Genomic DNA, 20,334 nt, shown 5'->3' with positions numbered 1-20,334 from the left:
CGCGCTGGTAGACGGGGCCGCTCATCAGGTCTTCCATCTTGGCGTAGAATTGCTTCTGTGGTCCGCGGCCACGTGCTTGTCGAGAGACGACTGATCCTTCCACTGTTCGATGACAGTGTAGTTGTTCCGCTGGCCGATCTGCTGCGTGACCTTGATCGACAGCAGTCCTTCGTCTGCCTTTGTGGCTTTGACGAGCCCTTCGATCAGGCCGGGCACGTTGTACTTCTTGGACGACATCGCGCTTGGCAAGACGTAGATTTCGGATACTTCGTAGATGCCCGTTTTGCTGTCATCCGCCTGGGCCGGCAAGGTGAGGCAAACCGGCACGATCGTCGCCGCGAGGCCGACCAGAACAAGTTTCAACATGGGATGCGTTCCTCCATTCACCGGACGCTTCATGGCCCGGAATTCTCTAGTTGTTTTCCGCGCCCGAAGGCTGCGGCACGATCGCGAGCGCCGAGGGTCCACCCTCGACCGGCACAGGTACCCCGCTCGCGTGCAAGCCATCGTCGCCAAACGAGAAGGTGAGCAGCGCGTCCGTCGCGTAATCTTGCACCACGAGGCGCGAGCCGTCGGGCGAAAAGGCGAGTCCTTGGGCGTTCGCCCCGACCTCGGCCGTGCCGACCTGCTGGGCTGCATCGCCGCGCAGGGCGAACAGCTGGATCAGGCTGTGATCGCTGTGGAAGGGGCTTTCGCGCTTGAGATTGCTGCCGTTGATCGAGTTCACGGCAAGCCATCGCCCGTCGGCCGAAAAGGCGAGACCTTCCGGCGTGGGAGCGACGGAGAAGATGCCGACCGTGCGAACCGGATCTGCCCGGAGGTCGATCAGGCTGATGCTGTCGCGATCGCCGGAGTTGCGGCCGATGTTCGAAACAGCCACGAGGCGGCCGTCCGGGCTCGTGACGATTTCGTAAGGGTTCGAACCGACCGTGAGGTCCCGCACCGGCGAACCCGCGTCACCATCGATCCGGAACAGGGTCACGACGTCGTCGTGGCGACGGGAAACGAGCATATAACGTCCGTCTTTCGAGAAGGCTACGCCCGTGTCGAGCGACGTCGGCGTGCCGACGGTGATGTCTCGGATCACCGTCACGGTCTCACCCGCGATGCGCAGCAGGGTCACCGTGCCGTCGCCGTTGGCGGTGGCGGCCAGCCGCCCGTCGGGTGCGATGGCCACGCTCCAGGGGTGGTGATTGAGCGGCACGTGCCCGACATCATGCGACGAACCAGACAACGGCACGACCTGCAAATCGTCCTCGCGCCGGATCTTGTCCCGGTCGGACGGATCGAGGATCGCCGGGTTGGCAATAAGCGCAAGCCGATTGCCGGGCGCGACCGCCAGGGCGGTCGGCGGCCCGACGGCCGTTTGCTCGACCGCGACGTGCCAGAGCGGCTGCAACGCCCCTGCGTCCAGCCGGAAGGCCGACAAGGTCCCAAGCCCTGGGTGCGGGCGCATGACGTAGGCGCCATTGTCAAACCGTTGCAACCCGTCGTTGGCCGACAACAGCAGCGCATCAGCCCATGCTGGCGCGCCCCACAGCAGTCCTGCCGCAACCGCGAGGATCAAGTGGCGCCTCACGTCGCGTCTCCGACATAGATGCGGCCGTAGCTTTCCCGCACGCGCTCGACGATCTGCTCGAGGCGGCGTTGCACGTGCTTGTTCATCAGCTCGCAGCCCCTGAGAGAGTCGCGGGCCGCGATAGCGTCGAGAACTGCCCGGTGCTCGCCTTGAGTGACATCCCGGCGACCGCGCATGTCGATCCAGCGCACGAAGCGGATGCGTGCATTGATGCCCTGTAGGCAGCGCAGCATCTCGCCATTGCCCGATAGCTTGACGAGGCTTTGATGGAACTGCTCGTCGAGGTCGACCAGCGCATCGACGGAGCAATCGGGTGTCGCGGCCATGCTACGCGCCAGAAATGCGTCAAGCTCCGCAAGCGCCTGCGGCGTGGCGCGTTCGACCGCGAGTCGGACCGCCCCGACCTCGATCTGCTGGCGCAGTTCGTACAGGTCAAAGATCTCCTTGGGGTCGAGCTGGCGCCGGAAGAAGCCCTGCCCGGGCTCGTGATCGATGAAGCCGGCGACGACGAGCTTGCTGAGCGCTTCCCGCACCGGCGTGCGGCTGACGCCGAAATCACGGGCGATAGCACCCTCGTTCAGGTGCTCGCCCGGCCGGAAGTCGAAACGGACCATGGCGTCGATCAAAAGCTCGTACAGCCGTGCCGGGCCCATCCCATTCGGCTCGACCTCCACTGTCACGTTCTTCTTCGGTCTCGACAACGCCTGTGCTCCTGTATACAGGCTCAAATACCAAACGGTGTTCACCGTTGCAAGCGGGTATGGGTTCGGGTTTGGACGGCTGGTTCACGCAATTATCGACCACCGAGCGGCGCACCTTCTGGGCGTGCTTCGCGGGCTGGGCGCTCGACGCCATGGACGTACAGATCTACGCGCTCGTCATGCCGACCCTTATCGCGCTGTGGGGCTTGTCACGCGGCCAGGCCGGCGCGCTCGGCACAGTGGCGTTGCTGATGTCGGCCTTCGGCGGGTGGATCGCCGGCATTCTTGCCGACCGCATCGGTCGGGTCCGCGTACTGCAACTCACTATCCTTTGGTTCTCCTGCTTTACGGCCCTGTCGTCGTTTGCGCACTCGTTCGATCAGTTGCTCGTGCTACGCAGCCTCCAGGGTCTCGGCTTCGGGGGCGAATGGGCCGCTGGCGCGACGCTGATGTCTGAGGTCATCGCCCCGCGGCTCCGAGGGCGCGCCGTGGGCTCTGTGCAAAGCGGCTGGTCGATTGGTTATGGCGCCGCGGCGTTACTCTACACCGTGGTGTTCCACATCTGGGCGCCCGGAACGGCTTGGCGCGTGCTGTTCCTGATCGGCGCATTGCCGGCGCTGGCGGTCTTGGTCATGCGCGGGTCACTTGGGGAATCGAAGGCGTTCGAGGCATCGCGCGAGGCGCGCGTCGCAAAGGTGCGGGTGCGTGAAATTTTCGAGCCACCGCTCGGGCGCATCACGGCGATCGCGTCGCTAATCGCCGCCGGAGCGCTCGGCGGCAACTACACGATTCTGACCTGGCTCCCGACCTATCTCAGCACCGTACGCCACCTGTCGGTGCTCAACACTGGCGGCTACCTGGCCGTGAACATCGCAGGCTCGTTCTGCGGCTATCTGTTCTGCGCACACCTCAGCGATTGGCTCGGCCGGCGCCTCACCTTCGCGATTAGCGCCGTTCTGGCCGCCGTTACGGTGGTGCTCTACACGCTGGGCAGCACGGACGGTATCGTGGTGCTGCTGCTAGGGTTTCCGCTCGGCTTCTTCCAGTCCGGTATTGTGTCAGGCATGGGGGCGAGTTTCGCCGAGCTGTACCCGACTCATGTCCGTTCGAGCGGGCAGGGATTTTCTTACAATGCGGGCCGCGGCATCGGGGCCGCCATGCCGGCCTTGGTGGGCTGGGTGAGCACAGCCGTGCCGCTCGGCACCGCGATCGCGATCTTCGCCGTCGTGTCCTATGCCCTGGTGCTCGTCGGTACGGCGCTACTGCCTGAAACGCGCGGCCGGGAGTTGGTAAGCTTATGACTGAGATTTTCCATGGACAGCCTAGCGCGCCCGCGCCGCAGAACGGCGGACGCCTTCTCGTCGAGGCACTCCAGATCCAGGGCGTCGACCGCATCTTCTGTGTGCCGGGCGAAAGCTATCTCGACGTGCTCGATGCCCTGTGCGACGCGCCGGAGATCGACGTCGTCGTTGCCAAGCACGAGGGTGCCGCCGCCAATATGGCAGAGGCGGACGGCAAGCTGACGGGCCGCCCAGGCATCTGCATGGTGACGCGAGGCCCGGGGGCGACCCACGCCAGCATCGGGGTGCACACCGCCTTTCACGACTCGACACCGATGATCCTGTTCATCGGGCAGATTGACCGCGCCTTCCGGGATCGCGGCGGATTCCAGGAGGTCGACTATCGCGCCATGTTTGGCCCGCTCGCCAAGTGGACGGCCGAAATCGACGACCCGGCCCGTATCCCCGAATACGTGCTCCGAGCCTTCCAGGTGGCGACCTCGGGGCGGCCCGGACCTGTGATCCTAGCCTTGCCTGAGGACACGCTCGCGGGTGTGGCAAGCGTTGCTCAGCCGCGCCGCTACCAGCCCGTGCAGAGCGCCCCTACGGCAGCCCAGGTCTTGGAGATCGCCGCGGCCCTCGAGCAGGCGGAGCGGCCGCTCGTTATCGTGGGCGGGAGCGGTTGGAGCGACGCGGCGGCGCATGACCTCGCGCAGTTCGTCGACCGGCACGACCTACCGGTGGTGAGCTCGTTCCGTCGGCAGGACGTCTTCGACAACATGCGGCCGAATTACGTCGGCCACCTGACGCTCGGCACGGACCCGACCCTGACGCGCAACGTGCGCGAGGCCGACCTGCTGCTCGTCGTCGGCGCCCGGCTCGGCGAGGTCGCGACGGCGGGCTACACGCTGATCGAGCCGGTCCGCACCCACCAGCGACTGATCCATATCCACCCCGACGCTAACGAATTGTCGTCCGTCGTGCAGGCGGACCTCGCGATCTGCGCCGGCACTGCCGAGGCGGCCGCAGCCTTGGCGTCACTCGGGGGCCCCGGAGATGCCCGACCGGGGCGGGATCGTACCCGCACCATGCGGGAAAGCTTTCTCCGCTTTTCGGACAGCACGGCCGTGACGCCCCCGCCTCGCGGGGTCGACATGGCGGCCGTTGTTCGACATCTCTCCGAAATACTCCCGGGCGATGCTGTCGTGACCAACGGGGCCGGGAACTTCACGGTTTGGGTCCACCGGTACTATCGCTACCGGCAGCCCCGCACCGAGCTCGCTCCGACGAGCGGCGCCATGGGCTACGGTTTTCCGGCTGCGGTCGCGGCCAAGCTGCGGCACCCGCACCGCACGGTGATCTGCGTCGCGGGGGACGGCGATTTCCTGATGTACCCGCAGGAGCTCGCAACCGCGAAGCAGTTCGGCGCCAACGTGATCGTCCTCGTCGTCAACAACGGCCTTTACGGCACCATCCGCATGCATCAGGCCCGCCGCTTCCCAGGCCGGATCTCGGCGACGCGGATCGAGGGACCCGACTTCGCGAACTTGGCCCGCGCGTTCGGCGCCCATGCGGCGCGCGTCGAAACCACGGCCGATTTCGCGCCAGCCCTCCAGGCAGCCCTCGCGGCGGGTGCTCCAGCGCTTCTCGAGTTGATCGTCGACCCCGATCAAATCACGCCGACCGCGCGTCTGTCTGACGCTCCGATCGCTCGGCTCCAGGGTCAAAAAGGAGAAAAACCATGAGGAAACTGCCTTTGGCGTTGTTCGGCATAATGGCGCTGTGCGCGACGGTCTCGATGGCGCAGGCGGCCGAACCCGTCACCGTCATGACGTTGATCGACGCCATCCCGGACCAGTTCGTGCCGCAGAACGAAGAAAAGGCCCAGGCGCTGCTGAAGCAAATGAACAGCGACACACAAGGCGAGCCAGGACTTGTCTCTTTTACGATCCTGCGGGAGACCGTGCACCCCAACCACTTCGCTCTGCTCGAATTGTGGAAGAGCGAGGGTGATTTTGCCAAGCACCTCGAGGCAGTCCACACGCGCAAGTTCCGCAACGACCTGCAACCGCTGATCGGCAGCCCCTACGACACCATCGTCACCACCGCTATGCAGTGAGGCGCTATAGGGCAACGCTGATTCCCGCCCATAGACCCTTTTATGCGTCAAGTAGATGATTGTGAGCGATTTATCCAAACCGGCGGCCACTGGCTGCCGGCGAGGCTCAATGGTTAAGCTTGACGGGCTGACCGAGTCGTAGACTTTCTGCGATGTGAGCGCGACGGCGAGGTCTGCTTCGCGCCGCGCCGTCGCCAATCTCATGTACTCAATCGAGGGCACTAATGCTTACCAGCGATCCGCTGGTCCTATTTGTTGGCCGTTGACTCATCCGCGCCAGCTGAAGCCGAATGGACGGCCACATGTCGCCGCAATCCATGCTGACATTGAACGGAGTCCCAGCCGCGAGGGGCAGTTGCTGACCATGGTTGTGCAAAAGCCGTCGCACGCATGCGGCCACAACGAGCAATTGAGCAGCCGGTCAGCTGTGCGCCCATCTACGCCGTTCAACGCTTTCGCGGCCGTTCTCGAAAGCGGCCGTTCGTGCTTGCGCGAGTTGCAGGAGGGTCGCACGGCGCGCCGGGCCGTTTGGGATTAGCCGCTTAGTCTGAGCAAAACTCCGGTGCGAAATCGGTCCCGCCTCCCGATGCTTCCGTGCGAAGCAGTCGACGGCGGGCTTGCCGATTGCCAAGGCATGGGAAGAGCCCGCTGAACGACCAGTCGTTCGCGGAGGAACTCATCGACGAAGCGGTGACCGCCGAGTCACCCGCCCTGCGATGATTTCCGCGCCGACTGAAAGCCAGCTGAAAGCTGGGGGTGCTATCATTCCTTCAACACCGAACCTGCCGGACCAAACGGCGGGTCATGATCAGAGGGAGGATGGCATGAAGACCGCACTTGTATCGGCGATGCTGGCGACCGCCGCTTGCCTACCGACATCGTTCGCGTCCGCGGCGGACGGCTGGCATCTCAAGACCGCGACTACGATCGACGGCAAAGCCTCGGCGTGGGACTACGTCTCCTTCGACGAGGGCACGAACCACGTGTTCCTGGGCCATCGCAAGGAGGGCCTCCAGGTCTTCGATCCGGTCGGGCATAAGGTCGTCAAGACGATCGCCGGGACGGTCGAAGCGAGCTCCAACGGTGCGGTGCTCATCCCCGACCTTGATCTCGGTCTTTCCAATAACGAGAATGGAACCCTCATCCCATTCAAGCTGTCCACCCTTGAGGCGCAGGAGCCGGTCAAGGTTGGCGAGGAGCTCGACACCAGCCACTACGACCCCGTGGGCAAGCGGCTCGTGGTCAACATGAGCGGGGGCAAGGACGGGACCGACCTCGTCATGCTCGAGCTGCCGTCCATGAAGGACGTCGGCCACCTGCATGTCGCCAGCAAGAAGGTCGAGGGCGCCGACAGCGACGGCAAGGCGTTCTTCCTCGCGGCCCAGGACCTCGACAAGGTCGACCGGATCGACACGGCCGGCGGAAAGGTGCTGGCCGAGATCGACGTCGCTGCCAAATGCGGCCAGCCGACCTCCGTGGCGGCCGATGCCGCAAACGACAGGGTCTTCGTGGGGTGCCGCGGCCGCGGCGCCGTCAAGCCCTCGCTCGTGGTCCTAGACGGCACGACCGGAACGATCATTTACAGCGCCGAGATCGGCGCTGGCACCGACAGCCTCGCCTACGATCCCGCGCTGAAGCGCATCTTCTCGACGAACGGGCTCGGCGCCAACCTCAACGTCTTCGAACAGGTGGACGCCAACACCTACAAGCCCGAGGAGACGCTCGGCACCCGCGCCTTCGTCCGCACCATGGCGATGGATCACAAGAGCGGCACCCTCTATGCCGTCACGGCGGAAGGCTCGGCAGACCCTGCCAAGAAGATCCTGACGGCGGTGTCGCCCTTCTATCCCAACACATTTACCCCGAACAGCTTCACGGTGCTGGCCTACGGCAAGAACTAACGGCACTACGGGATCGGAGGATCGATATGAACAAGATCAGGCCGGCGCTCCTGTTCGGCATCGTCACTGTGGTGGCCGCGACGGCCGCAGCACCGGCCGCCCAGGCGGCCGACAAGATCAGCATCATCGTAGGCGGCATGGAAAAGCAGATCTACCTGCCGCCCGTGCTCTGCGAGAAACTCGGCTTCTTCAAGGAGCAGGGGCTCGACGTCGACCTGATCAACTCTCGCGCCGGCGTGGAAGCCGAGAACGAGCTCTTGGCCGGCGCGGTGCAGGGGGTCGTCGGGTTCTACGACCACACGATCGACCTGCAGGCCAAGGGCAAGTCGATCACCGCCATCGTGCAGTTCAGCCAGGCTCCTGGCGAGGTCGAGATGCTGTCGACGAAGGCCGCCGAGACGGTCAAGGCGCCGGCTGACCTCAAGGGCACGACGCTGGGGGTGACGGGGCTCGGTTCGTCGACCGACTTCCTGACCCGCTTCATCGTGGCACGCGCCGGGCTCAAGGCAGGCGACTACAGCCTGCTGCCGGTCGGCGCAGGCAACACGTTCATCGCCGCCATGAAGCAGGATCAGATCCAGGCCGGCATGACCACCGAGCCAACCGTCAGCCAGCTCGTTAAGCGCGGCGAGGCCAAGGTCATGATCGACCTGCGCACGCCGGAGAAGACCATGGAGGCTCTAGGCGGCCCCTATCCAGCCGCCTCCTTCTACGTGCAGTCGGCCTGGCTCGACGGGCACAAGGATGAGGCCCAGAAGCTCGCCAACGCTCTGGTGAAGACGCTGCACTGGATCCATGACCACAGCGCGGTCGAGATCGCCGACCAGATGCCGAAGGACTATTATGTCGGCGACAAGGCGCTCTACGTGCAGGGCCTTGCCGACGGCAAGGCGATGTTCACGGCCGACGGCAGGATGCCGGCCAACGGCCCCGAGACCGTGCTGAAGGTGCTCCAGAGTTTTTCGAAGAATGTGCAGGGCAAGTCGGTCGACCTCGCCAAGACCTATTCCACGAGCTTCGTGGACGCCGCCAAATGATCGCCGCGGGACCCGCCATCGAGCTCGTCGACGTCACGCGCCGCTTTGTCACCCCCGACGCCAAGGTGATGACCGCGCTGCGCGACTTCAGCATGACGGTCAAGCGGGGCGAGTTCACCTGCGTCGTCGGCCCCACCGGATGCGGCAAGTCGACGACCCTAAACCTCGTCACCGGCCTCGCTCGCCCCAACCAGGGCGACGTCCGCCTGTTCGGGCAGCCGGTGACAGGCATTAGCCGCGACATCGGCTTCGTTTTCCAGGCCGATGCGCTGTTCCCCTGGCGCAACGTGCTCGACAATGTCGCGGCGGGGCCGATGTTTCGCGGCGCCGGCAAGGCGGAAGCCCACGACAAGGCGCGAGACTGGATCGCCCGGGTGGGCCTGTCGCGCTTCGAGAAGCATTATCCGCACCAGCTCTCGGGGGGCATGCGCAAGCGCGTCGCCCTGGCCCAGACCTTCATCAACCAGCCCAAGATCCTGCTGCTGGACGAGCCCTTCAGCGCGCTCGACATTCAGACCCGCACTTTGATGCAGGACGAACTGCTCGACCTCTGGTCGGAAGCGGGGGCCTCTGTCATCTTCGTGACGCACGACCTCGAGGAAGCCATCGCGCTTGCCGACAAGGTCTACGTGCTGACAGCCGGCCCCGCCACCGTGAAGGCGGTCTACACGATCGACCTGCCGCGCCCGCGCGTGACGGCCGAGATCCGCTACGACCCCGCCTTCATCGACTATGCCCGCACCATCTGGGGGAACCTGCGCGAGGAAGTGCAGCGCAGCCACAACCAGGCCTCTGCCGCCGCCTGAGAGAACCGTTCATGTCCGTCATCGGCCAGACGCTCGATCCGCCCGCCACGCTGACCAGCCCGTCGAGCCTCGAGATCGCCGCGCGGCACGCCTCACGTCGTCGACGGCAGGTCGTGATCACCGCGCGCCTAGCAATTCTCGTCGTCGTTCTCGGCGGGTGGGAGCTCGGCACCCGTCTCGGGCTCATCGACCCCTTCTTCTTCGCAAGCCCGTCCGGCATCGCCGACCAAGTCTGGACCTGGGTCACGGAGGGGACCTCGCAGGGGCCGCTGTGGGAGCAGGTCGTCGTGACCCTGGAGGAGACGCTGCTTGGCTTTTTCATCGGCGCGGTCGGCGGCGTGGTCTGCGGCATCGTCCTGGGACGCAACAAGCTGCTCGCCGACATCTTCTCGACCTACATCAAGGTTGCAAATTCCATCCCCCGCGTCGTCCTCGGCTCGATCTTCATCATCGCGCTCGGGCTCGGCATGGCGTCCAAGGTGGCGCTCGCCGTGGTGATGGTGTTCTTCGTGGTCTTTGCCAACGCGTTCCAGGGTGTGCGCGAGGCGGACCGGGCGATGATCGCCAACGCGCAGATCCTCGGCGCCTCGTCGTTCCAGATCACCCGCGCCGTGATCATCCCCTCGGCGATGAGCTGGATCCTCGCGAGCCTCCACGTCAGCTTCGGATTCGCGCTCGTCGGCGCCGTTGTGGGCGAGTTCCTCGGCGCCAAGAAGGGCGTCGGCCTGCTGATCTCGACAGCCCAGGGCAGCTTCAACGCCAACGGCGTCTTTGCCGCCATGGTGATCCTGGCCGTGCTTGCGCTGGTGGTCGAGGGGATCATCACGATCGTCGAGAACCGTCTCGTTAAGTGGCGGCCGGTCCCGTTCGACGGGCATTGAGTGCCACACGGGTCGGGTTCGATCGGGAGATCAGGCAGCCGGCAGCCTGACCTCGACCACGAGGCCGCCGCCGTCCATCGCCCGCGCCAGAACACGCCCGCCCGCCGCGGTCGCGACCTCCTGGACGATGGCGAGGCCGAGGCCGCTTCCCTCCATCGGCGTGTCGGGTGCGCGGTAGAAGCGCTCGAAGACCCGCTCCCACTCGGAGGGCGGCAGGCCGGGGCCATCGTCCTGCACGGCGACGAGGGCGTCGTCTCCGGCCCGTTGCACCCTCACGGTCACGCTGCTGCCGGACGGGCAGTAGCGCAGCGCATTGTCGACGAGGTTGACCAGCAGTTCGCCGAGCATCGTGGCATCGCCGCGGACGGTGGTCCCTTCCTGCTCTTCCAGCCCGAGGTCGATGCCCTTGGCGAGCGCCGCTTCGGCGAAATCGTCGAGCACCCGGTGCGCCAAAGCGCCGAGGTCGACGCGGTCGGCGCGCGGCCGGCGGCTGCCCGGTTCGGCGCGTGCGAGGGTAAGCAACTGGCCCGACAGGCGCGACAGCTGCTGCGTGCCGGACTGAATCGCGGCCAGCGCCGCATCCTGTTCGGCGCTGCCGAGGGTGCGCCGCGCATAGGTTGCCTGCACGTTGAGCAGCGCCAGCGGGGTGCGCAGCTGATGGGCTGCGTTGGTGACGAAGCGATGCTGCGCCGCGAGTTGCTTCTGCACGCGGTCGAGCTGTTGGTTGAGAGCGACGACCAGCGGCTGCAGCTCGGCCTGCACAGCGCCGGCTTCGAGGGGCTCCAGGCTCGAGCCGGGGCGCGCCATCACCGCGTCACGGAGCCGGAGCAGCGGCGCCAAACCCATCCGCAGGCCCAGGATCATGAAAAGGCCCGCCGTCACGATCAGCGCGAGCTGCTGGCCGAAACCAACGGCCCACAGATGACGCAGCAGCGCATCCCGGCTGTTGAGGGTCGTCCCGAGCACGACCGTGACACTCGCCTCCAGGCCCGGCCCGGCAATGGGGTGATCGAGGGCGAAGAGGTGGAGCGGCCGGTCGCGGTAGACCGCTTCGGTCGAGGAGGGCTGGCCGCTGGTCCGGTCCCGCGCCCATCGCGGCAAGTCGGCCGTGCCGGCGAGCAGCCGGCCCGCGCCGTCGGTGACGGCGTAGTAGACGAAGTCGCCGGACCCGGTGTCGAACATTTCGAGCGCCGCGGGCGGCACCACCACCGCGATCAGATCCTCCTCGACGATGGCCTGCTCGGCGATCGAGCGGGCCGAGGCGGCCAGCATGCGATCCGTCACGAGGTCTGCGGCGTCGCGGGCGCTGATCCAGCTCGCGGTCCCATTCAGCGCCGCGAGCAGCAACAAGGGCACTAGCACCCAGGCAAGCAGCTGGCTGCGCAGGCTACGGCGCATCGTGGCGCAGCAGGTAGCCCATCCCGCGTAAGGTTGCGATCGTCACGGCGCTCCCTTCCAGCTTCTTGCGGAGGCGGTGGACGTAGATCTCGATCGCGCTCGGATCGGCGCGGTCGTCGAAGCCGAACACGGCCTCGGCCAGCACGGCCTTGCTGAGGGTGCGGCCCGGCCGGCGGACCAACGCTTCCAAGACTGCCTGCTCACGCGGGGTCAGGGCAAGCGGCACGCCCGCAAGCGTGAAGTCACGGCTGGTCGTGTCGAAAACAAGGTCGCCGCAGCGCTGGAGCGGCGCTGGTCGGCCACCGGCACGCCGCAATTGCGCTCGGATCCGCGCCTCGAGCTCAGCCACCTCAAACGGCTTGACGAGATAGTCGTCGGCCCCCTCGTCCAGTCCGCGCACGCGGCCGTTGAGGCTCGCGTTGGCGGTAAGCAGGATGACCGGGACCACGCTGCCCCGCGCACGGAGGCCGCGGAGGACTTCAAGGCCGCTCATCCGCGGCAAGGCGAGGTCGAGGACCACGAGATCGTAGGGGACCAGCCGAAGCATATCGTCCGCCTCCTCGCCGTCGTGGGCCGCATCAACAGCATAGCCGTCGTTACGCAGGACCTTGGCAAGCCAAGTCGCGAGATCGCGACTGTCTTCAACGAGGAGTAGGCGAATGGAGCGGACCTTCCGGGCGGCGGCGCGATAAGAGCCGCGCCACGATACAGAACCAAAGGACCACTTTCCAAGCGCCCTGTACGAACCTGCTTTTCCACTTTCGTGAAGAGTTTCGGGCGCTGTGAGGCGTACGAAAGTCGCCGAAGACCGAACCCGCGGTGTCCAGGTCGCGCTATGGGGATTTAAAGTTCAGGCGCGTGGTGGAACGCGGTCTAAGGGCGCCAAGACGCATTCCGTCTTGAGCCGGAGCGCGGGATAGCTGGACTGATTGTCTGTTGGCAGGCCCCTCGGGCGGTGGGGTGGTCGCGTCTCACATGGTCACGGACGAGCGACGCGCATCTGGCCTTTCGTCGGAGCGGCATGGCTGCGACGTGGAGGAAGATCAGGCCGTGCAGGGTCACGCCGGCGCCTTGGTTGTCGCGGACGCACGAGGCGGTGCGCGTGGCTGCATCCATCGTTCGAATGTCTCGATGATACGCATCCGACCGCCGCAGCAAGGACAGGGCGGTCGCTGATCGGGTGGTTCGAGGGGTGCGACGGGATCGGGCGGCGGCAAGACGGCCAGCAGTTCGCGGGCGCGGGCGATGTTGGCCTTGCGGGTGGCGCTGGCGAGCAGCCCGTAATGGCGGATGCGGTGAAAGCCACGTGGCAGGACATGCAGCAGGAATCGGCGGATGAACTCGTCCGTGTCGAGCCTCATGACCTGCCGGCGTTCGGGGCCGCTGCGACGGTAATCCTTGTACTGGAAGGTCACGCCGGCCTTGTCGAAGGCGATCAGACGCCGGTTCGCGATCGCAACGCGGTGCGTGTAGCGCGACAGATAGGCGAGCACGGCTTCAGGCCCGGCGAAGGGCGCCTTGGCGTAGACGACCCAGCGCTTCGTTCTCACCGGCGCGAGGTGATGCAGGAAGCGACGCCGGTCGGCAAGCTCGGCCTGGGCGCCAAAGAAGGTGAGCTTTCCGGCATGGTGCAACTCCGTCAGGCGGGTCAGGAACAGCCGACGAAAGAGTTTGCCGAGCACCCGGACCGGCAGGAGGAAGGCGGGCTTCGAAGCGACCCAGCGCAGGCCATCGGGCGCGATGCCGCCGCCCGGCACGATCATGTGAACATGGGGATGGTGCGTCATCGCCGACCCTCCGCCTGCCACTCCATCTCAGTTTCGCTGAGCGGAGCCTCTGGCAGGCTCCGCCCCAGGTGTGGAGCACGGCGGTGATGCCGATGCGGGCGCCGAGGTGCTTGGGATCGGCGGCGATGGTCATCATCGTCTCGGACGCTGCCCGGAACAGCAGGTCGTAGACGACAGTCTTGTTCTGCCAGGCGATCTCGGCGATCTCGGCCGGCAGCGTGAAGACAACGTGGAAATAACCGACCGGCAACAGGTCGGCCTCGCGCTCGGCCAGCCATGTCCGTGCTGCAGCTCCCTGGCATTTGGGGCAATGCCGGTTGCGGCAGCTGTTATAAGCGACGCGAAGGTGGCCGCAGTCGTCGCAGCCTTCGACATGGCCGCCCAGAGCGGCTGTCCGGCAGTTCTGGATCGCCGCCATGATCTTGAGCTGATGCAGGCTCAAATGCCCGGCGTGAGCGCCCTCCGCAGCTCAAGGTTCCAGCCATGCTGCGCATGCCTGGAACCTTGAGCTGCTTCGTCCGGTAAGCTGGGCCTGCGGCCCGGAAGATATCGGCGATCTCCAGTGAGGAGGTCGGCACGCCTCAGCCGCCGGGCGCCCCTGGTCGGGCACGAAGAGACCGAGCCTGTCGAGTGGACTGGTCACGGCGCGCACCGTGCTGGGGCACTGGGTGGACCGGCGAGGCTTGGCGGAGGATGCCATCGATCCGGCGACGGCGGCCACCTCCAACTTGGCCTCGGCGGTTCAACCCCGAGGCGGCGAGCCGCGAGCCATCCACCGCCGGCCCTATCGCCGCCGCAAGCCGATCCCGAAACGGCTTGGCATGCTGGCACCCTACGGCGATCAGATCCGGGACTGGATGGAAAACGACCCAAGCCTGTCCGCGGTCGCAGCTTTGGAGCGGCTCACCACGCTCGCGCCGGATATCTTCGGCCCCAAGCATCTGCGGACGCTTCAGCGTGCGATCGCGGCACAGCGTATGACGGTCGCGCGCCGGCTGATCTCGGACGGGGTGTCGAGTCTCCGCGCCGATTCCGCCGTCCGTCGGCTTCCTGATCCCCTAGGCGACATTGGAACGCTGGGTAACATTCCGACATGAGGCAATACGGGGGGCTAGTTTGTCATGTCGCCTGACACCAGCCGACGATCTTGCGGCTCCACGCATCAAGAACGACGGCCAGATAGAGGAAGCCGGCTGCCGTGGGCACATAGGTGATGTCCGCGACCCAGAGCTGGTTCGGACCGGATGCCTTGAAGTTACGATCGACCAGGTCCGGCGCAGGCCGTCCATCCTTGTCCCGCAGCGTCGTGGTCGGGCCACCACGCCTGTGACTGGCACCGACCAACCCAGCCTCTCGCATCAGGCGCGCAATCGTTTGCGGCCATGGCGCTCGCCAAGGCCTTGGAGATCGGCGTGAATACGAGGAGCGCCGTAGGTCTGCCGCGAACTGGCGTGCACGGTCCGCACCCGCTTCAGCAACGCCGCGTCGGCAACCGCGTGGCTGGACAGCGACCTGTGCCGCCAGGCGTAGTAGCCCGCCTTGGACACACCTCCGCCTGCCACCCCACCAAGCTACGCTTGGCGTGGGCCCTGGCAGGCTCCGCCGAGCACGCGCGCCATGGTGGAAACCGGAAAGCAGGCCTGGTTCGCCTCTCCGCCAGCTTCTCCAACCAGCTTCGCTGGCCGGAGCCTCAAGCTGGCTCCGCTCATGAACCGGAAGAGCCGGACGGGAGCGCCCCGGTCTCCCGTGCAAACCAGGCCGCGGCTTTTGACAGGATGTCCCGCTCGACGCGAAGCTGCTTGTTCTCACGCCGCAGTCGGATCAGTTCGTCCCGCTCAGCCACATTCAGGCCAGGCAGCACCTCCTCCCGCCGACTCTCTTTCTTGTCGGCATCCGCGGTCCAGTTCCGGATCGATTGCGCGGTCGGCTCGAACTCTCGGGCAAAATCGTCCGGATGGCGACCGGCGCGAACCAGATCGACCATCTGACGGCGGAACTCAGCCGAATACGGCGGGCGGGTCTTCGGCATTGAGAACACCTCTGATGAAAGCTTCAGGGTGTCCACCAAACCGGGTCAATCTCAAACTGGAGCATGGTCATGTCGTCGATCAGGCGTTGGCGAAGCGGGCTGATCGGGGCAGCGGGAATGACATCGTCCATCGGAGGGCTCCTTGGGTGAAAGGACCCTCGATGCTCCCCCGCCTCAGATGCCGCTCAAACCATGCGCTCCAAACGGCGCCCTATCTCAAACCTCGCCACGCGCGCGCCTCCCGCGCAGCGGGTTCGGTCTTCGGCCATCTTTGCCGTCCTGCCGGGTATTCACTCCGGCTCCGAAGAAGACGTTGGACGCGAAGCCATAGAGGGAGAGGTCGGCGTCCTTCACGGACGATGGTCGCATCCTGACGGTCATTGGCACTGTGCACGGTCCCAGCCCGAACCATGATCGATAAAGGATCTTTAGGCCCAATGAGGCCCGCCGACGTCCTGACCGCGCATGGAGAATGCTCAAAGGATCAGGGAACCAAGCAGGTCTGGCGCTGCTGGCCAGCCTTGCCTTGAACGCGGTTCGACCCGGCCTTTACGCTTTACGCTCCGTGATCACGAAGAAAATCAGAGTGAGGACCAAGACCACCAGCAACAGCACGAAGGACGCCGCCGCGCCCTCGTTCAGGGACAGGCCGAGAAACGCCCGGCGATAGGCGAAAAAGCTCAGCACCTCGGTCGACACGCCGGGGCCGCCCTTGGTCAGCACATAGGCGAGATCGTAGGTCCGGAACTCGTTAATGAGCTGGATGATGACCGTGATGGCTGCCACCGGCCGCAGCATCGGCAGGGTGAGATACCAGAACTGCTGCCACGGCCGCGCGCCATCCACCTCTGCGGCCTCGTAGGGGTCGCGCGGCAGCGCTGCGAGCCCGGCAGCCAGGATCAGGACCACGAAGGACATCTGCTGCCAGATGTCTACGCCCGCCATGGTCCAGAATGCGAGATCGGCCGAGCCGAGCCAATCCACCCGCGGTAGGTGCGCGGCCTCCAGCATGGCGTTGACGATGCCGAGGTTGGGCTGCAGGAGCATGCGCCAGATCAGCCCCACGCTGACCGGCGACATCGCCATAGGGATGGTCAGGATCGCGAAGTAGACCGGCTTGAGCGCCACGACGCTGTTGAGCATCAGCGCGAGCCCGAGACCGATCACGAACTCACCCGTGACGGTCACGACCGAATAGCCGAACGTCAGCCACAATGCGTGACGGAAGCCCGGATTACCGATCATAAGGGCGATGTTGTCCCAGCCCACCAGGGGCAGTAGTCTGGGGTGCAGCAAGGTCATGGACGAAACCGCCATGATGGCTGCATAGACGAGCGGAAAGCCCATCACGATGGCGAGCAGCGACAGGCCCGGCAGGGCGAACGCCCAGCCGGTGCGCCACTCGCGATCGAAGCGCAGGCTCGTTGCCACCAGGTAAGCTCCAGGGCGCTGCGAAGGGGGCGGCGCCCTATTTCGCCTTCTTCATCAGGTCGGCGAGGCCGTCCGCCGCGGCTTTCAACGCCGTAGGCGTGTCGGCCTGGCCGCCTGCCGCGAGCGATAGCTGCGTGCCGAGCACATCCTCGTATTGTGCCGAATAGGCGAAGATCGGAAACGCCTTGCCGCTCGCCACGACGTCCTGCGCCATGGAATAGCTCGGGAATTTTGCGAGGACCGCCGGGTCGCTATAAACGTCCGCCCGCACCGGGGCGTGGCCTTCGAGTGCCCGCGCGACCGAGATCTTCTTGCCCTGCACCCACTGGATGAACGTCCAGGCGGCATCGCGGGTCGGCGCATCGACGTTCTTGGGAATGCCCCAGCCCCAGCCGCCGCTCTCTCCATGGCCGCCCGGCATGACGGACAGCGCGACCTTGCCGGCTACCGCCGGGCACTTCTTGGCGTCGTCGATCTGCGGCAACATCCACCAATAGGTAATCATGCTGAAGGCCTTGCCGTCGCACATCAGGCGCTGCGTATCGTCGAGCGTGGCCGATAGCGCGCCCTGCTGAGCGCCGTTTTTGACGTTGTCGACGTAGAGGTCGAGCGCGGTCTTGCCCTCGGGGCTGTCGAGCGCGACCTTGCCGCTATCGTCAAGATAGCGGCCCCCGGCCGAGAACAGATAGTTGGAAAACTCCATCGCGTTGGGGTCGCCCCGCTGGCCCTGCATGGCCGCGCCCGCGATGCCGGCATTGGCCTTCATGAACTTCGAGAGCGAGACATAGTCGGCCAGCGACTTCGGCGCGGTCAGCTCCTTGCCGTTCACGGTCTTCCAGGCTGCAGCGAGCTTGGGATCCGTGATGAGGTCGGTCCGGTAGATCATCCCCATGCTGTAATTGTACATGGGGATCAGGTAGAGCCCGCCGTTGCTGTGCCCCACGAGATCGAGCATCGAGGGGATGAATGGGGACAGGTCGAACTTGGCGCTCTGCACCAGCGGCGAAAGCTCGGTCAGCCAGCCGGCGGCCGGAAACTCACCGGCCCACAGGAAGTCGACTTCCAGCACCGTATAGGCGCTGCTGGCGCCGGTAAGCTGGGTCACGAGTTTGTCGTGCATGTCGCCGTAGGCGAGTTTTTCGAACTCGACCGTGATGCCAGTCTGCTTCTTGAACTCCGGCAGCATGGCCTCGATGATCTGCGTCTCGGGCACATCCTCCATCAGGGCCCGCAGCACGATCGGGTCAGCCTTCGCGGGCAGTGTTAGGGCGGCCAGCAGACTGGTAGTGGCAAGCAGCAGCGACTTGATGGTCATGGCATTCTCCCGTTTCGACGTTTCATGCTTGGCGGCAGCCCGAGACCGGGACTCAACGGCTATTTCACGCTCCCGAAGGTCAGCCCCTGCACGATGAAGCGCTGGATGAAGCGGGACGCGATGACGAGCGGCAGCACGGCCAGCACGACTCCGGCCGAGACCTTGGCGATCTGCACGCCGTTGGAGCTTTGCAGGGACGCAAGCGCGACCGGGATGGTTTGCGTGGAAGGGCCGGTAAGGACCAGTGCGAACAGGAACTCGTTCCAGGATAGAATGAAGCCTAGCACGCCAGCGGCCGCGAGGCCGGGCAGCGACACCGGGACAACGATGCGCCAGAACGCACCCCAGGCCGTTGCGCCATCGGTCATGGCGGCCCATTCGAGGTCGATCGGCACGCCCTCGAAGAACCCCATCAGGATCCAGGTGAGGAACGGCAGGTTGATGGCCGCATAGGCCAGGATGAGGCCTGGCACCGAATTGGTGAGACCTGTCGCCCGAAAGATCGCGAAGGTGGGCAGCACCAGCGCCACAGGCGGCAGCATCTGGGTGGCGAGCACCAGAAACCGGGCGAAGCGCCCCCCGGTGCGGAACCGCGCGAAGGCGTAGCCGGTCATGGCCGCGAACGGGAGGGCGACGACGACCGAACCAAGCGCCACGACAACGCTGTTGAGATAAAAGACGCCGAACTTATTGCGCGTGAGCAGCGCGATGTAATTGTCCAGCGTGAAGCCGGGCATCACGCTGGTCGAATAGGCTTGTGGTTCCGGCACGAGGCTGGTGCGCAGCACCCAGAGCGGCGGCAGCACGATGACGAGGCACATCGCCATCAGACCGACGTGCAGCCCGATGTTGGACCGCGTGGAGCCGAACGCCGTGCTCATGCGACCCTCCGGGCGGGCACGCCGGGCGCCGGGCGCGGGATCAGCCGGGTGGTCTCCACATCGAACAGATGCATCGGGTTTGGATCGAGAGAAAGGGTCAGCATCTGCCCGGGCTCTGCCACGACATGGCGGCTGAGCCGGACAGCGATTTCCTGAGGGGGCGCGATCTTTTGCGGGGCCACGCCGCCAGTCGCGCCGACCTGCCCGACTAGAACTAGTTCCGCCCCCAGGGCCTCCACAGCCACCACCGTGAACGGAACGGGCTGCCAATCCGAGGCGTGGGGCGCCTCATAGAAATCCTCGGGCCGCAGCCCCAGGATTACGGGCTTGTCGCGATAGGCCGCATAGGCGGAGCGATAGGGCGATGGCACCGCGAGCGCGAGCCCTTCGCCGGTTTCAACCACGAGGTCGTCGCCGCCAGCGCCGCGCAGCACGGCCGGCATCAGGTTCATGGGCGGGGTCGCGAGGAAACGCGCCACGAAGGTCTCGGCCGGATTGGCGTAGACCTCCAGCGGCCGACCGACCTGGATCATCGCGCCGCCCCGCATGATGCAGATGCGATCGCCCATCGTCATGGCTTCGACCTGATCATGGGTGACGTGCACGATAGTGCGGCCGAGCCGCCGGTGCAGCTTGACGAGCTCCAGGCGCATCTCGCCGCGCAACTGGGCGTCGAGGTTGGAGAGCGGCTCGTCGAGCAGGAAGGCGGCCGGATCGCGCACAATGGCGCGGCCGAGCGCGACGCGTTGGCGCTGGCCGCCTGACAGCGCGGCAGGCTTACGGTCCAGGTAGGGGGTCAGGCCCAGCAGGGTCGCGGCCTGATCGACCTTCGACCGGATAAGACCAGGGTCGGTGCCGCGCATCTTGAGGCCGAAGGCCATGTTCTGTGCGACGCTCATGTGCGGATAAAGCGCGTAGCTCTGGAACACGACCGCGACGTTGCGGTCGCGCGGCGGTATGGCGTTGACAGCCTGCCCGCCGATCAGGATCTCGCCGTCCGAGACGCTTTCTAAGCCCGCGATCATGCGCAGCGTGGTGGATTTTCCGCAGCCCGAGGGGCCGAGAAAGATGATGAACTCGCCATCTTCGATGCGCAGCGACACGTCCCGGACGCCGTACACGGTGGGGGCGTAGCGCTTTGAGACGTGACGGAGCTCGATCGAGGCCATGCGGTCCTTCTGTTCAGCCG

Annotated in this window: 18 protein-coding genes and 2 pseudogenes; 8 read left to right on the top strand and 12 right to left on the bottom strand. The window is 65.7% G+C overall.

Translation table 11 applies throughout. The features are described from left to right. Nucleotides 1-24: 24 nt before the first annotated feature. Genes M8523_RS02845 through M8523_RS02835 form a run of 3 tightly spaced genes read right to left on the bottom strand, consistent with a single transcriptional unit; the run spans nucleotide 25 to nucleotide 2,280 of the window. Entirely contained in the window at nucleotides 25-366 is a 342-nt protein-coding gene (locus M8523_RS02845; RefSeq protein ID WP_282583290.1) for a putative quinol monooxygenase, read from the bottom strand. 46 nt (nucleotides 367-412) lie between these two features. Next, nucleotides 413-1,579: a lactonase family protein gene (locus M8523_RS02840; protein ID WP_282583289.1), complete on the bottom strand. Its 1,167-nt coding sequence runs from the start codon at nucleotides 1,577-1,579 to the stop codon at nucleotides 413-415. Then, a complete protein-coding gene (locus tag M8523_RS02835; protein ID WP_282583288.1) occupies nucleotides 1,576-2,280 on the bottom strand; it encodes a GntR family transcriptional regulator in 705 nt (234 codons plus the stop codon). Before M8523_RS02835 ends, M8523_RS02840 begins: the two co-directional genes overlap by 4 nt. 59 nt (nucleotides 2,281-2,339) lie before the next feature. Between M8523_RS02835 and M8523_RS02830 the strand changes: the two genes are divergently transcribed. The 7 genes from M8523_RS02830 to M8523_RS02800 all read left to right on the top strand — a co-directional run bounded on the left by M8523_RS02830 (nucleotide 2,340) and on the right by M8523_RS02800 (nucleotide 10,304). Continuing rightward, complete coding sequence (locus M8523_RS02830; protein WP_282583287.1) at nucleotides 2,340-3,581, top strand: MFS transporter; 1,242 nt, start codon at nucleotides 2,340-2,342, stop codon at nucleotides 3,579-3,581. Next, nucleotides 3,578-5,305 carry a thiamine pyrophosphate-binding protein gene (locus tag M8523_RS02825; protein WP_282583286.1) on the top strand — a complete coding sequence of 576 codons (1,728 nt, stop codon included), beginning with the start codon at nucleotides 3,578-3,580 and terminating at the stop codon, nucleotides 5,303-5,305. Before M8523_RS02830 ends, M8523_RS02825 begins: the two co-directional genes overlap by 4 nt. An 11-nt stretch (nucleotides 5,306-5,316) precedes the next feature. After that, complete coding sequence (locus M8523_RS02820; protein ID WP_282583285.1) at nucleotides 5,317-5,679, top strand: putative quinol monooxygenase; 363 nt, start codon at nucleotides 5,317-5,319, stop codon at nucleotides 5,677-5,679. Between the two features lie 824 nt (nucleotides 5,680-6,503). Further along, the gene (locus M8523_RS02815) at nucleotides 6,504-7,580 is read left to right on the top strand and encodes a YncE family protein (RefSeq protein ID WP_282583284.1); all 1,077 of its coding nucleotides are present in this window, start codon (nucleotides 6,504-6,506) and stop codon (nucleotides 7,578-7,580) included. A gap of 26 nt (nucleotides 7,581-7,606) precedes the next feature. Continuing rightward, nucleotides 7,607-8,617 carry an ABC transporter substrate-binding protein gene (locus tag M8523_RS02810; RefSeq protein WP_282583283.1) on the top strand — a complete coding sequence of 337 codons (1,011 nt, stop codon included), beginning with the start codon at nucleotides 7,607-7,609 and terminating at the stop codon, nucleotides 8,615-8,617. After that, nucleotides 8,614-9,423, top strand: a complete 810-nt coding sequence (locus M8523_RS02805) for an ABC transporter ATP-binding protein (protein WP_282583282.1) — start codon at nucleotides 8,614-8,616, stop codon at nucleotides 9,421-9,423. Before M8523_RS02810 ends, M8523_RS02805 begins: the two co-directional genes overlap by 4 nt. 11 nt (nucleotides 9,424-9,434) lie before the next feature. Beyond that, nucleotides 9,435-10,304, top strand: a complete 870-nt coding sequence (locus tag M8523_RS02800; protein WP_282583281.1) for an ABC transporter permease — start codon at nucleotides 9,435-9,437, stop codon at nucleotides 10,302-10,304. 30 nt (nucleotides 10,305-10,334) lie between these two features. Here the strand turns inward: M8523_RS02800 and M8523_RS02795 are convergent, their stop codons facing one another. The 3 genes and pseudogenes from M8523_RS02795 to M8523_RS02785 all read right to left on the bottom strand — a co-directional run bounded on the left by M8523_RS02795 (nucleotide 10,335) and on the right by M8523_RS02785 (nucleotide 14,067). After that, on the bottom strand, nucleotides 10,335-11,702 hold the full coding sequence (locus tag M8523_RS02795; RefSeq protein WP_282583280.1) for a sensor histidine kinase: 1,368 nt from the start codon (nucleotides 11,700-11,702) through the stop codon (nucleotides 10,335-10,337). Continuing rightward, nucleotides 11,692-12,363: a response regulator gene (locus tag M8523_RS02790; protein ID WP_282583427.1), complete on the bottom strand. Its 672-nt coding sequence runs from the start codon at nucleotides 12,361-12,363 to the stop codon at nucleotides 11,692-11,694. Before M8523_RS02790 ends, M8523_RS02795 begins: the two co-directional genes overlap by 11 nt. Nucleotides 12,364-12,760: 397 nt before the next feature. Further along, nucleotides 12,761-14,067: pseudogene (locus tag M8523_RS02785) on the bottom strand (IS91 family transposase). 75 nt (nucleotides 14,068-14,142) lie between these two features. On the opposite strand from M8523_RS02785, the gene M8523_RS02780 reads away from it, so the two are divergent. Then, on the top strand, nucleotides 14,143-14,586 hold the full coding sequence (locus M8523_RS02780) for a hypothetical protein (RefSeq protein WP_282583279.1): 444 nt from the start codon (nucleotides 14,143-14,145) through the stop codon (nucleotides 14,584-14,586). A gap of 28 nt (nucleotides 14,587-14,614) precedes the next feature. Here M8523_RS02780 and M8523_RS02775 read toward each other — a convergent pair. From M8523_RS02775 to M8523_RS02750, 6 genes and pseudogenes are all read right to left on the bottom strand, one after another. Continuing rightward, nucleotides 14,615-15,036 (bottom strand): annotated as a pseudogene (locus M8523_RS02775) (IS3 family transposase); the annotation flags it as partial. Between the two features lie 158 nt (nucleotides 15,037-15,194). Beyond that, on the bottom strand, nucleotides 15,195-15,518 hold the full coding sequence (locus M8523_RS02770; protein WP_282583278.1) for a transposase: 324 nt from the start codon (nucleotides 15,516-15,518) through the stop codon (nucleotides 15,195-15,197). 549 nt (nucleotides 15,519-16,067) lie between these two features. Next, a complete protein-coding gene (locus M8523_RS02765) occupies nucleotides 16,068-16,949 on the bottom strand; it encodes a carbohydrate ABC transporter permease (RefSeq protein ID WP_282583277.1) in 882 nt (293 codons plus the stop codon). 37 nt (nucleotides 16,950-16,986) lie between these two features. Then, nucleotides 16,987-18,264, bottom strand: a complete 1,278-nt coding sequence (locus M8523_RS02760) for an extracellular solute-binding protein (RefSeq protein ID WP_282583276.1) — start codon at nucleotides 18,262-18,264, stop codon at nucleotides 16,987-16,989. 59 nt (nucleotides 18,265-18,323) lie between these two features. Continuing rightward, on the bottom strand, nucleotides 18,324-19,145 hold the full coding sequence (locus M8523_RS02755) for a carbohydrate ABC transporter permease (RefSeq protein WP_282583275.1): 822 nt from the start codon (nucleotides 19,143-19,145) through the stop codon (nucleotides 18,324-18,326). Then, the gene (locus M8523_RS02750) at nucleotides 19,142-20,314 is read right to left on the bottom strand and encodes an ABC transporter ATP-binding protein (protein ID WP_282583274.1); all 1,173 of its coding nucleotides are present in this window, start codon (nucleotides 20,312-20,314) and stop codon (nucleotides 19,142-19,144) included. The genes M8523_RS02755 and M8523_RS02750 overlap by 4 nt, the downstream gene beginning before the upstream one ends. Nucleotides 20,315-20,334: the final 20 nt, after the last annotated feature.

The sequence above is a fragment of the Lichenifustis flavocetrariae genome (genome assembly GCF_026130545.1).
GTDB classification, from domain to species: Bacteria; Pseudomonadota; Alphaproteobacteria; order Rhizobiales; family Beijerinckiaceae; genus Lichenihabitans; species Lichenihabitans flavocetrariae.
Note: the sequence above shows the minus strand (reverse complement) of the source record. Positions and strands in the feature narration are given on the sequence as shown.